The 12,522-nt window shown below is 70.7% G+C and carries 11 protein-coding genes; 5 read left to right on the plus strand and 6 right to left on the minus strand.

The genetic code is table 11. The features are described from left to right. Positions 1–62 precede the first annotated feature (62 nt). Complete coding sequence (locus I4J89_RS10080; protein ID WP_196413605.1) at positions 63–1,007, plus strand: zinc-binding dehydrogenase; 945 nt, start codon at positions 63–65, stop codon at positions 1,005–1,007. A 329-nt stretch (positions 1,008–1,336) separates the two neighbouring features. On the opposite strand, the gene I4J89_RS10085 is transcribed toward I4J89_RS10080, so the two are convergent. Then, on the minus strand, positions 1,337–2,179 hold the full coding sequence (locus I4J89_RS10085) for an alpha/beta hydrolase family protein (RefSeq protein WP_196413606.1): 843 nt from the start codon (positions 2,177–2,179) through the stop codon (positions 1,337–1,339). Positions 2,180–2,317: 138 nt separating this feature from the next. Between I4J89_RS10085 and I4J89_RS10090 the strand changes: the two genes are divergently transcribed. Further along, a complete protein-coding gene (locus tag I4J89_RS10090; protein WP_196413607.1) occupies positions 2,318–2,479 on the plus strand; it encodes a hypothetical protein in 162 nt (53 codons plus the stop codon). Here the strand turns inward: I4J89_RS10090 and I4J89_RS10095 are convergent. Continuing rightward, the gene (locus I4J89_RS10095; protein WP_196413608.1) at positions 2,468–3,583 is read right to left on the minus strand and encodes an acetate/propionate family kinase; all 1,116 of its coding nucleotides are present in this window, start codon (positions 3,581–3,583) and stop codon (positions 2,468–2,470) included. The two genes, I4J89_RS10090 and I4J89_RS10095, sit on opposite strands and share 12 nt — an antisense overlap. After that, positions 3,580–5,661 (minus strand): phosphate acetyltransferase, encoded by a 2,082-nt coding sequence (gene pta / locus I4J89_RS10100; protein ID WP_196413609.1) that lies wholly within the window; start codon positions 5,659–5,661, stop codon positions 3,580–3,582. The genes I4J89_RS10095 and pta overlap by 4 nt, the downstream gene beginning before the upstream one ends. A gap of 116 nt (positions 5,662–5,777) precedes the next feature. Here pta and I4J89_RS10105 point away from each other — a divergent pair, with 116 nt between their 5' ends. Next, positions 5,778–6,107, plus strand: a complete 330-nt coding sequence (locus tag I4J89_RS10105) for a hypothetical protein (RefSeq protein ID WP_196413610.1) — start codon at positions 5,778–5,780, stop codon at positions 6,105–6,107. Positions 6,108–6,110: 3 nt separating this feature from the next. On the opposite strand, the gene I4J89_RS10110 is transcribed toward I4J89_RS10105, so the two are convergent. The 3 genes from I4J89_RS10110 to I4J89_RS10120 all read right to left on the minus strand — a co-directional run bounded on the left by I4J89_RS10110 (position 6,111) and on the right by I4J89_RS10120 (position 10,873). Continuing rightward, entirely contained in the window at positions 6,111–6,287 is a 177-nt protein-coding gene (locus I4J89_RS10110) for a DUF6104 family protein (RefSeq protein ID WP_196413611.1), read from the minus strand. A 58-nt stretch (positions 6,288–6,345) separates the two neighbouring features. Continuing rightward, positions 6,346–10,053: a multifunctional oxoglutarate decarboxylase/oxoglutarate dehydrogenase thiamine pyrophosphate-binding subunit/dihydrolipoyllysine-residue succinyltransferase subunit gene (locus tag I4J89_RS10115; RefSeq protein WP_196413885.1), complete on the minus strand. Its 3,708-nt coding sequence runs from the start codon at positions 10,051–10,053 to the stop codon at positions 6,346–6,348. A 154-nt stretch (positions 10,054–10,207) separates the two neighbouring features. Then, a complete protein-coding gene (locus I4J89_RS10120; protein ID WP_196413612.1) occupies positions 10,208–10,873 on the minus strand; it encodes a hotdog fold domain-containing protein in 666 nt (221 codons plus the stop codon). 93 nt (positions 10,874–10,966) lie between these two features. On the opposite strand from I4J89_RS10120, the gene I4J89_RS10125 reads away from it, so the two are divergent. Continuing rightward, positions 10,967–11,728, plus strand: coding sequence for a GNAT family N-acetyltransferase (locus I4J89_RS10125; RefSeq protein ID WP_196413613.1), 762 nt, complete (start codon positions 10,967–10,969; stop codon positions 11,726–11,728). Continuing rightward, positions 11,725–12,489 (plus strand): lysophospholipid acyltransferase family protein, encoded by a 765-nt coding sequence (locus I4J89_RS10130; protein WP_196413614.1) that lies wholly within the window; start codon positions 11,725–11,727, stop codon positions 12,487–12,489. Before I4J89_RS10125 ends, I4J89_RS10130 begins: the two co-directional genes overlap by 4 nt. The last annotated feature ends 33 nt before the right edge of the window (positions 12,490–12,522 follow it).

A 12,522-nucleotide genomic window follows, 5' to 3' on the forward strand; every position in this document is an offset into this window, starting at 1 on the left:
CGCGCCGTCCCACCTCACCCGGTGGGGCGGCGCGTCGCGTTAACGGCGACTAAGGTCAGAACATGCGTGCCGCCTACGCCTCCTCACTCCAGCCCGACGCGCCGCTCAGCGGCTTGACCGTCGGTGACCTGCCGTTCTCCGCGCCGGAAGGATGGGTTCCGGTCCAGGTGCGGGCCAGCTCCCTCAACCACCACGACATCTGGTCGTTGCGTGGCGTCGGCCTGCCGGCCGACCGCCTGCCGATGATCCTCGGCTGTGACGCCGCCGGGGTCGACCCGGACGGCAACGAGGTCGTGCTCTATCCGGTGGTCGAGGACAAAGCCGACCCGCGTGGCTACTCGCTGCTGTCCGAGCGGCATCCCGGCACCCTCGCCGAGCAGGTCGCGGTGCCCCGGGAGAACCTGATTCCCAAGCCGGCCGGAGTGTCCTTCGTGGAGGCCGCCTGCCTGCCCACCGCTTGGCTCACGGCGTACCACATGCTGGTCAGCCGCGGCCGGATCGCCGACGCCTCCACGGTCCTGGTGCAGGGTGCCGGCGGCGGCGTGGCCACCGCGGCCGTCGCGCTCGGCGTGGCCCTCGGCAAGCGGGTGTACGCGACCAGCCGGGAACCCGGCAAACGCGAGAAGATCGCAGCCCTCGGCGCCACCGCTGTCGAACCCGGCGCCCGCCTGCCGGAACGCGTCGACGTCGTGATCGAGTCGGTCGGCGCGGCCACGTTCGACCACTCGATGAAGTGCGCCGCGCCCGGCGCCCGGATCGTCGTGTGCGGCGCCACCGCCGGTCACAAGGCCGAGGTGGACCTGCGCCGGGTCTTCGCGATGCAGCTGGAGATCCTCGGCAGCAGCATGGGTACCGCCGCCGAACTCGCCGAACTGCTCGATCTCTGCGCGTCCGGCAAGGTCAAGCCGATCATCGACTCGACCTTCGCCTTCGGCGAGGCCGACCAGGCCTTCGCCCGCCTCGCCTCCGGCGACGTATTCGGCAAGATCGCACTGGACCACACCTGATTTTCCGGTACGCCTAGCCGGCCGCCCCGCCGAAATCCACCCCGTCCCGCCGAGCCGCGCGAGCACCTGCCCGCTTACGGCCCCACGGCGCCCGCCGGGAAAGAGCACGTGGCCAGGGTCTTGTCCGGCCCAACGTGGATGTTGTCTGGCGGCCGTTGAGACAGCATTGAGCGTGGGCCAAGCTGGACCACCTGGTGTTTCCCGGCGGCCGCGCTGAGGCCGGAAGTAGGCGGGAGGTCGCGCGGCTCGGCGGGGAGGTGTGGATTCGGCGGGGCGGGCGGCGACCGTACCCCTATGAGGTTTTTAAGGGGTTTCGTGAGGTCGGCCGCCTAGAGGGTTCCGGTTAGGGCGGCGGCGCCGGTTGCGGAGGCGTCCTGGGGGAGGCGCGCCTTGGCGGCCTCGTCGCCGTAGAGGGACCAGCGCCAGAAGTCGGTCGTGGTCGTCGCGACCACGGCCGGCTGGTCGCGGTGCGGCAGGTGGGTGCCCTGCGGGATCTCCATGAAGGCCTTCGGCCAGGTCACCTCGTTGTAGGCGCCGTAGGCCTGTTCGTAGGTGACCGTGGTGTCCTGCTTGCCCTGGATGAACAGCAGCGGGATCGGCGTGCCGGAGAACGGGGCCGGCTGCGGCATCTGCCGGCCGGCGAGGAGGACGCCGGCCTTCAGGCGTTCGTCGCGGCTGCTGGTGAGCAGGCCGACCGTGGTGATCGCGCCCGCGGAGTGGCCGGCGGCGGCGATCCGGTTCGGGTCGATCTCGGCGGGCAGCGCCTTCAGCACCTCGGTGATCACGAACTGGGCGTCGGCGGGCTGGTTGACCACGTCGTCGGCGTTGAAGTCGGCGGCCTGGTTCCAGGTGTTCGGGTATCTCGGTGCGGCCACCACGAAACCGGCCTGGGCCCACGCGTTCAGCAAGTCGGCGTAGTCGTCCGGCTGCGAGGTGAGGCCGTGGCTGAAATAGATCAGCGGATAGGGTCCGCCGCCGGCCGGCAGCCAGACCTTCGTGGGCAGCGGGCGGGTGCCGTCCCGGTTGAACTCGATTTCGCGGGTCTGTACCTCGAGGTTCTGCTGCGGTGCGCCGCTGGCGGCGGCCGCGGCACTGGCCGAGGTGGGTGTGGCGCCGGGTTCCTCCGAATCGGGGGTGCAAGCGCTCAGCGCTGCGACAACGACGATGGACATGGCGGCAACAGCACGACGTAACACCCGACCCATTGTGCCGTGCCGCGATCAAGCCGCCCGTCGTGGAGATCACACCCGGTTCCGCCGAACAGGTGCAGGACTTCGCCATCCTTGACCGGTTTCGCTAGGGTCGGGCCCATGTCTGACAACAACGTCGACCCGAGTGGCAACACCGAGGCTTTCCGGGCGTTCACCCGGACCACGCCGGATCCCACCGCGGCGCCGTCCAAGGCACCGTTCGTGATCGGCGGCGTGGTCGCCGTCGTGCTCATCGCGCTGGTGGCCTGGCTAGCTCTCTGATCCGATCGCCCGGCGTGCCTCGTCGGCGATCTCCAGTTCCTCCTCGGTCGGCACCACACAGACCGTGATCGGCGTGCCGTCCGGGGAGATGATCAGCTCGTTGCGCGCGTTGCGGTCGGGGTCGACCGCGATGCCCAGCGCCTCCAGGCCGGTGAGCGTGCCGGCCCGCACGGGCGGCGAGTTCTCCCCGATCCCGGCGGTGAACGTGATCGCGTCGACCCGGCCGAGTACGGCCAGGTAGGCGCCGACGTACTCGCGGAGCCGCCGGTAGTAGACGTCGAGGGTGAGCGCGGCCTGCTGGTCGCCGGCGGCGCGGCGCTCCTGCACGGTACGCATGTCGTTGTCGCCGGCCAGCCCGAGCAGACCGGACCGGCGGGTGAGCGTGTCCTCGATCTCGTCGAGCGACAGCCCGGCGACCCGGTGCAGGTGGAAGACCAGGCTCGGGTCGATGTCACCCGATCGGGTGCCCATCACCAGGCCACTGAGCGGGGTCATCCCCATCGACGTGGCGACGCTCCGGCCGCCGCGGACCGCGGTCGCGCTCGCGCCGTTGCCGAGATGCAGGGTGATGACGTTGGTCTCGGTGACCGGTTTGCCCAGCAGGCGGGCGGTCTCCCGGGACACGTACGCGTGCGACGTGCCGTGAAACCCGTACCGCCGCAGGCCCCAGCGGCTCGCCAGGTCCCGATCGATCGCCCAGAGCACCCCCTCGGGCGGGATGGTCGAGTGGAACGCGGTGTCGAAGACGGCCACCTGCGGCACGTCCGGCAGCAGCTTGCGGGCGACGTCGATGCCGGTCAGCGCGGCCGGGTTGTGCAGCGGCGCGAGCGGGACCAGCTCCTCGATCGTGGCGACCACCTCGTCGTTGATCACGGTCGAAGCGGTGAACCGGTCACCGCCGTGCACCACGCGGTGCCCGACCACGGCCAGCCCGGTCAGGTCCACGGTGTCCATCAGCCGCTGCAGCGCCTCGCGGTGGTCCGCCGCGTCGCCGCCGTCCTCGCCGATCCGCTGGATCAGGCCCTTGGCCAGCACCTCGGAGCCGTCGAAGAGCCGGTAGCGCAGCGACGACGAGCCGCTGTTCAGAACCAGAACCCGGGTCATCTCGCTCCCGCCTGGATGGCCGTGATGGCGACCGTGTTGACGATGTCCTTGACCGTCGCACCGCGGGACAGGTCGTTGACCGGTCGCCGGAGCCCCTGCATCACCGGGCCGACGGCCACCGCGTTCGCCGATCGCTGGACCGCCTTGTACGTGTTGTTGCCCGTGTTGAGGTCGGGGAACACGAAGACGGTGGCCTTGCCCGCCACGACGCTGCCGGGCAGTTTCGCGGCGGCGACGGCCGGGTCGATCGCCGCGTCGTACTGGATCGGGCCCTCGACCGGCAGGTCGGGACGCCGCTCCCGGACCAGGGCGGTGGCCGCGGCGACCTTGTCCACGTCGGCGCCCGAGCCGGAGCTGCCCGTCGAATACGAGAGCATCGCCACCCGGGGCTCGATGCCGAACGCCGCCGCGGTCCGCGCCGAGGAGAGCGCGATGTCGGCGAGCTGGGCGGCGTCCGGGTCGGGGTTGACCGCGCAGTCGCCGTAGACCAGCACCCGGTCGGCGAGCAGCATGAAGAACACGCTGGACGCGACCGACAGCCCGGGCACCGTCTTGATGATCTCGAAGGCGGGCCGGATGGTCGCGGCCGTCGTGTGGGTCGCGCCGGAGACCATGCCGTCGGCCAGCCCGGCGGCGACCATCATGGTGCCGAAGTAGTTGACGTCGCGGACCACGTCGTACGCCAGGTCGAGCGTCACACCGCGGTGTTTGCGCAGCTCGGCGTAGCGGCCGGCGAAGTCCTCCCGCCACTGGCTGGTCGCCGGGTCGACCAGCCGCGCTCCGCCGATCTCCGCGCCGATCTCGCGGGCCCGCCGGTTGATCTCGTCCGGGTCGCCGAGCAGCGTCAGGTCGGCGACCCCGCGGCGCAGCAGCGTCTCGGTGGCGCGCAGAATCCGCTCCTCGGTGCCCTCCGGCAGCACCAGGTGGCGGCGGTCGGCGCGGGCCTTCTCGATCAGATCGTTCTCGAACATCAGCGGGGTGACCCGGCTGGAGCGGGCCACGTCCAGCAGGCCGGTCAGCTCGGCGGTGTCCACGTTCTCCTCGAAGACGCCGAGCGCCGCGTCCACCTTGCGGGGTGTGCTGAGTTGCGCCTCGATGCGGCCGGCCGCGGAGATCGTGTGGTAGCTGTCGCCCTTGGCGATGACGATGGCCAGGCCGGTGTTGAGACGCTCGATGACGCGCACCGCCCGGTCGTCGGGCGGCTCGCCGAGGGTGAGCATCAGGCCGGCCAGCGTGACCGTGCCGGCGGCGTGCGCGGCGCTCGCGGCGACGAGCAGGTCGGCCCGGTCGCCCGGGGTGATCAGCAGCGCGCCCTCGGTCAGGTGCTCCAGAACGGTCGGCACCTGGGCGGCGCCGACCACGTAGTCGAGCACGTCCCGGTCGAGGGCACCAGGTGTGCCGGAGAAGACCGTGGCGTCCAGCGCGGCGGCCACCTCGCCCACGGTGGGGGCGGCGATCACCGGCACCTCCGGCACCGCCCAGAACGGCACCGGCAACCCGTCCGGCACGCCGCCGGCGGCGGCTGCCGGCACCCGGTTGGCGATCACCGCGACCACGGTCGCGCCTAAATCATCAAGTGAGTGGTACGCACTACGCGCGGACGCCGCGAGCGACTCCGCGCTCCGGCCCTCGCCGCTGACCACGGAAACCACGACGCTGCCGAACTCGGTCGCGAGCCGGGCGTTGAAGGCCAGCTCGCGGGGCAGCTCCTCGCGGCCCTCCGCCGGCTTGTCGGCGAAGTCGCTGCCGATCACCACGACCGCGGAGCACTGCCGCTCGATCGCCCGGTATCGCTCCACGATCCGGCCGATCAGCTCCTCCCGGCGGTCGTCGGCGATCAGCGCGGACGCCTCGGCGATGGTGGCGCCGTACGACTCGTCGTAGCCCACCGGGCCGGGATAGCGCTCGCGCAGCATGGTGAGCAGGGAGTCCCGGCCGTTGCCGGACACCAGCGGGCGGAACACGCCGACCCGCGCCACCTGCCGGGAGAGCAGCTCGACGATGCCGAGAGCCACGGTCCCCTTGCCGACACCCGGGCCCAAACCCGCTACGTACACACTGCGCGCCACGAGCTTCAACCTACCGGCCGGACGTCGGTCAGGCCGGGCCGAAAGTCCCGTCTTGTAGATGACTCCTGTCACGTGCACACTGGGCATGCGTCAAGGTGGCGCATGTCAACTTCGGGGGAGGTCGCATGGGCTGGCAGATCGACGAGAGGATCAAGGCGCTGGAAGATCGGGCCAGGATGCAGCAGGATGGGCTGGTGATGGCGATCGGCACCCATCTGGAGTCGGTGAACAATCACTTCGAGAGTCATGGGCGGCGCTTGGACGCCGTCGAAGCCAGGCTGGAATCCATGGACGCCAGGTTCGATGCCATGGACGGTCGATTCGATGCCGTGGATGCCAGGTTTGATGCCGTGGACGGCAGACTCGGCCTCATCGACGAGCGCATGGCCAGGTTCTCCGGTTCGCTGGACACGCTGATCGAGCTGTTGCGGCCACGCGTGGCGCAGGAGGGCTGAGGATTACTCCTCGTCCTCGTCGTCGCGGGCGAGCCAGGTCGCGAAACGCTCGATCGGGGTCTCGAACTCGGGGTTGAGGTCGACGAAGGTGCGCAGCTGCTCGCCGAGCCACTCCAGGGTCACGGTCTCCTGGCCGCGCCGTTCGACCAGTTCCTCGATGCCACGATCGGTGAAGTACATGAGCGGATAGTAAAAGGGGGCGCCCCGCCGCAGCGGAGCGCCCCCTCTCACCGTGTGCTCACGGACGCGGCAGCGACGCCTCGACCAGCGCGGCCTGCTCGGCCTCGTGCATCTTCGCCGAGCCCACCGCCGGGGCCGCCGCGGCCGGGCGGGAGATCCGCCGCAGCCGTACGCCCTCTAGGTGCTCCAGCAGGTTGAGCGCCACGAACGACCAGGCACCCTGGTTGGCCGGCTCCTCCTGCACCCAGGCGAAGTCCTCGGCGTTCGGGTACTGCCCCAGCACCGCCTTCAGCTCCTCGACGGGCAGCGGGTAGATCTGCTCCATCCGGATGATCGCGGTGTCGGTGATGCCCCGCTCCGCCCGGGCCTGGAACAGGTCGTAGTAGACCTTGCCGGAGCAGAGCAGGACCCGCTTCACCGAGCCGGCGTCGAGCGGCGTGCCGTTGACCCCGCCGTCGCCGAGCACCGGCTGGAACGTGCCCTGGGTGAAGTCGTTGACCTGCGACACCGCCAGCTTGTGGCGCAGCAGCGACTTCGGCGAGAAGACCACCAGCGGCTTGCGCTTGCTGGACAGGGCCTGGCGGCGCAGCAGGTGGAAGTAGTTCGCCGGGGTGGTCGGGTTGGCCACCCGCATGTTGTCCTGCGCGCAGAGCTGGAGGAACCGCTCGGGACGGCCGGACGAGTGGTCCGGGCCCTGGCCCTCCATGCCGTGCGGGAGCAGCAGCACCAGCGACGACTGCTGGCCCCACTTCACCTCGCCGGAGGAGAGGAACTCGTCGACGATCGACTGGGCGCCGTTGACGAAGTCACCGAACTGGGCCTCCCAGAGGACCAGCGCGTCCGGGTTCTCCACCGAGTAGCCGTACTCGAAGCCCATCGCCGCGTACTCCGACAGCAGCGAGTCGTGCACGAAGAACCGGGCGTTGCCGGTGATCATCGAGCTGAGCGGCAGGAAGTCCTTGCCGGTCTTCGAGTCGACGATGGCGGCGTGCCGGGAGGTGAACGTGCCCCGCCGGGAGTCCTGGCCGGCGAGCCGGACCGTGACGCCCTGGTTGAGCAGCGAGCCGAAGGCGATCAGCTCGCCGAAGCCCCAGTCGATGCCGCCGTCGGTGGACATCTTGGCCCGCCGGTCGAGCAGCTGCTGGACCCGCTTGTGCGGCGTGAAGCCCTCGGGCAGCTCGACGTGTGCCTGGCCGACCGCGCGCACCACGCTCGGGTCGACCGCGGTCTCCGCCTCGGGCTCCGGTTGCTCGGAGAGGAAGTTCGGCCGCGGCGGGGTGCCGGCGGTGTCCCGGGTCGCCTTGAAGACCTCCTCAAGCCGGCCCTGGTAGTCGCGCAGCTGCTCCTCGGCCTCCTGCACAGTGATGTCACCGCGGCCGATCAGCTCCTCGGTGTAGAGCTTCCGGACGCTGCGCTTGGTGTCGATGATCTGGTACATCCGCGGGTTGGTCATCGACGGGTCGTCGCCCTCGTTGTGACCGCGGCGGCGGTAGCAGATCATGTCGATCACGACGTCCTTGTTGAACGCCTGGCGGTACTCGAACGCCAGCTTGGCGACCCGGACCACGGCCTCGGGGTCGTCACCGTTCACGTGGAAGATCGGCGCCTGGATCATCCGGGCGACGTCGGTCGAGTACATCGAGGAGCGGCTGTACTCCGGCGCGGTGGTGAAGCCGACCTGGTTGTTCACGATCACGTGGACCGTGCCACCGGTGCGGTAACCGCGCAGCTGCGACAGATTCAGCGTCTCGGCGACCACGCCCTGGCCGGCGAACGCGGCGTCGCCGTGCACCAGCACCGGCAGCACCGTGTAGCCGTGCAGGCCCAGGTCCAGGCGGTCCTGCTTGGCGCGGACGATGCCCTCCAGCACCGGGTCCACGGCCTCCAGGTGGGACGGGTTGGCGACGACGCTGACCGTGGTCGCGTGCTCGCCGTCCGGCGTCGTGTACTTGCCGGTCTGGCCCAGGTGGTACTTGACGTCACCGGAGCCGTGCGCCGACCGCGGGTCCATCTGACCCTCGAACTCGTTGAAGATCTTCTCGTACGGCTTGCCGACGATGTTGGTGAGCACGTTGAGGCGGCCGCGGTGGGCCATGCCGATCACCATCTCGTCGAGACCGGCCTCGGCCGACGACTGCAGGACCGCGTCCAGCAGCGGGATCAGCGACTCGCCGCCCTCCAGCGAGAACCGCTTCTGCCCGACGTACTTGGTCTGCAGGAACGTCTCGAAGGCCTCGCCGGCGTTCAGCCGGTGCAGGATGTGCTTCTGCTCCTCGGTGTCCGGCTTCGTGTACTTGACCTCGATGCGCTCCTGGACCCAGCGGCGCTCCTCGGGGTCCTGGATGTGCATGTACTCGATGCCGATCCGGCGGCAGTAGCTGTCCCGCAGCACGCCGAGCACGTCACGCAGCTTCATCTTCTGCTTGCCGGCGAAGCCGCCGACCGGGAACGTCCGGTCCAGGTCCCACAGGGTCAGCCCGTGCTGGAGCACGTCCAGGTCGGGGTGCTTGCGGATGGTGAACTCGAGCGGGTCGGTGTCGGCCATCAGGTGACCGCGCACCCGGTACGCGTGGATCAGCTCCACCACCCGGGCGGCCTTGTCGATCTGCCCCTCGGAGGTACGGGCGACGTCACGCACCCAGCGCACCGGCTCGTACGGGATCCGCAGCGCGGTGAAGATCTCGTCGTAGAAGCCGTGCTGGCCGAGCAGCAGCTCGTGCATCACCTTGAGGAACTCGCCGGACTGCGCGCCCTGGATGACCCGGTGGTCGTACGTGCTGGTCAGCGTGGTGACCTTGCTGACGCCGTGCTCGGCCAGGGTCTCGTCGCTCATCCCGGAGTACGGTGCCGGGTACTCCATCGCGCCGACGCCGATGATCGCGCTCTGCCCGTTCATCAGGCGCGGGATGGAGTGCACGGTGCCGATGCCGCCGGGGTTGGTCAGCGAGATCGTCGTGCCGGAGTAGTCCTCCATGGTCAGCTCGTTGCGGCGGGCGCGCCGGACCACGTCCTCGTACGCCTGCCAGAACTGCCGGAAATCCATCGTCTCGCAGTTCTTGATGGACGGCACGACAAGCGTGCGGGAACCGTCCTTCTTGGCGAGGTCGATCGCGATGCCGAGGTTGACGTGCTCGGGCTGGACCAGCGCCGGCTTGCCGTCGATCTCGGCGTACGAGTTGTTCATCTCCGGGTGGGCGACGACCGCCCGGATCAGCGCCCAGCCGATCAGGTGGGTGAAGCTGACCTTGCCACCACGGCCACGGGAGAGGTGGTTGTTGATGACGATGCGGTTGTCCACCATGAGCTTCGCCGGGACCGCGCGCACCGACGTGGCGGTGGGCACCTCGAGCGAGGTCTCCATGTTCTGCACGATCTTGGCGGCGACACCGCGGAGCGTGGTGGTCTTCGCGCCGTCCAGCGACGGTTTGGCGGCGGGCTTCTCGGCGGCGGGCTTGGCCGCCGCGGGAGCCGGCTTCGCGGCGGGTGCGGGCGGGGTCACCGGCTTGGCCGGGGCCACCGAGGCCGCGGCGGGCGCGTCGGTGCCCGCCTTGGCGGCGGTCGCGGTCGCGTTTGCCGCTTTCGCCTCGTCCGGCGTCGCGATCGAACCCGTGGCCATCGCCGGCTTGTAGTCCGCGAAGAAATCGTGCCAGGCAGGGTCGACACTGGTCGGGTCGGACAGGTATCGCTGGTACATCTCGTCGACGATCCACTCGTTGGGACCGAAGTCCGCGAGTGGATTGTCTTGCGAAGTCTGCTGCGTCGACACTGCCGCGTTCGCCTCTTTCACCGTGTTTGTCATCACGTGACTGCTCCGTCACGCGGGACGGGTAGGATTCGGTGTCCAGGCTACGCCGTGTCCGAGCGTCATCCGCTCGGACGTCCGCTCTGTGACCTACCCGGGCTGCACCCGCCGCCGCGACCTACCTGGCCACCGCGATCCAGGTGGCTCGTGCGGACGCGAGACGACGCCCGTCGGGCCCGTACACCGTGGAGTCCACCGTCGCCTTCCGCCCGGCGATCTCGGACGCGGCGCCGACCACCACACACTCCGTCCCGGGTGCCGGCAGGGCGTCGACCCGGGCGGCGATCCGGCCCAGCACGTACGCCTGGCCCCGGGCGATCGCGGCCCACCCGCCGGGACAGTCCAGCGCGGCCCACAGCGTCGGCACCGAGACCTCATCCGGAACCGTCCAGGGCGCCGCGGTACGCCCGTCCGGCAGGATCCCCGGGAAGATCTGCAGGCCGTCCTTGCCGGGCCGGCCCGGGCCGCAGACGAAGCAGGTGGGGAAGGGGTGCTCGGCGAAGCCGGGATAGCCGCGGGAGGCCTCGGCGGCCGTCGCGAGATCGACACCGGGGACGTCCTCGCCCACCTCGGCCGCGTCGCTCACCTCGGCGACCAGGGTGTCGCCGGCGTATACGGAGCCGTCGCGCAGCTCCAGACCGGTCTCCAGCGGCGGCGGGACGCGCAGCGTGACCTGGTAGGGCGGTCCACCGGTACGGGCGCCCGCGGCGACCGCGAAGACACCCGAGCACCAGCCGCCGTTGCCGGTGCCGGGAGGTCCGTTGAAGCGAGCCGGAATCAGCATCCACCGACCTTCGCACAAGTCGTTCATCCAGCGGCCACACATACCAACCTGATCCGACATCCCATCGGCAGACATCGCCCTTACACAGATCTCATGGCAGTTCTGATGACCGCCGCCGCACCCACCGGGACCAGCGGCTACACCCTGCTGCTCGCCGACGACGCGGGCCACGTCGAGGCCGCGCAGCGGCTACGGCACGACGTCTTCGCCGGAGAGCTCGGAGCCAACCTCCCCGGCGCCGCGAACGGCCTCGACGCCGACGACTTCGACGACTACTGCGACCACCTGATCGTCCGGGACGACGCCACCGGTGCCGTCGTGGGCACCTACCGGATGCTGCCGCCGCGCGCCGCCGAACTGGCCGGCCGCCGGTACGCCGACAGCGAGTTCGATCTCAGCGCGCTGCGTCCGCTGCGTGACCACCTGGTCGAGATCGGCCGGTCCTGCGTGCACCCGGACCACCGGTCCGGCGCCGTGGTCAACCTGATGTGGGCCGGCATCGCCCGCTACCTGCACCTCAACAACCTGCGCTGGCTGGGCGGCTGCGCCTCGGTGCCGCTCGCCGACGGTGGCCACGTCGCCGCCGGGGTACGCGCCCGGCTCAACGCCAAGCACCTCTCCCCGCCGGCCCTGCGGGTCCGCCCGCGCCGCCCCTGGCTGCCCGCGGACGACGTGGTCGCCGACCCCAGGGTGGCCGTTCCGCCGCTGCTCCGTGGTTACCTGCGGCTGGGCAGCTGGGTCTGCGGTGAGCCCGCCTACGACCCGGACTTCGACTGCGCCGATTTCTACGTGCTCTTCTCGATGGACCGGCTGGACCCCCGCTACCGCCGGCACTTCCTCGGCGCGACGCGATGAACTGGCAGCCCAGCTCGGCGTGCGGCGACCGGTGCCGGCCGGGCGGACACCCCGCCGCGGCAGCGGGGACGGCGCTGGTGCGGGTGGTGACGCTTCTCGGCGTACTCCTCGGGGGCCTGCTGCCGGCGGCCCTGCTCGGTGGCGGCGCGCTGCGCCGCCTGTCCCGTGCCATCCTCGCGGTTCTCGGGGTCCGGCTGGTGTGGCGCGGCCCGGTGCCGCGCCCGGGCTGCCTGCTGGTCTCCAACCACGTCTCCTGGCTGGACATCGTGGCGCTGACCGCGGTGCTGCCGGTGCGGCTGGTGGCCAAGCACGACGTGCGGGCCTGGCCGGGCATCGGGGCGACGGCCGGCCGGTCCGGTGCGATCTTCATCGATCGCACCCGGCCGCGTGCGCTGCCGCAGACGGTGGGCGAGGTCGCCGCGGCGCTGCGAGCCGGGCGGTCGGTCGCGGTCTTTCCGGAGGGTACGACCTACTGCGGCACCGAGCACGGCCAGTTCCGTCCGGCGCTCTTCCAAGCAGCGATCGACGCCGGTGCTCCGGTGGTCCCGATCTCGGTCGGGTACGACTCGACCGAGGCGGCGTTCGTCGGCGAGGACACGCTCTGGGGTTCGGTGCTGCGGGTGGCCCACGTCCGGCGGCTGACGGTCACGCTGGTGGCCGCGCCGGCGCTGCGCCCGGAGGCCGGCGCCGACCGCCGGGTACTGGCCCGGGCGGCCCAGGCCAGCCTCGGCGGCGGGTCGGGGTATCGCCTGGCCGCGTGATATTCCCGCGCTCACAGAAAATTTTCAGGAAGC

Origin of the sequence: Actinoplanes aureus (assembly GCF_015704865.1) — a bacterium.
Lineage (GTDB): Bacteria > Actinomycetota > Actinomycetes > Mycobacteriales > Micromonosporaceae > Actinoplanes > Actinoplanes aureus.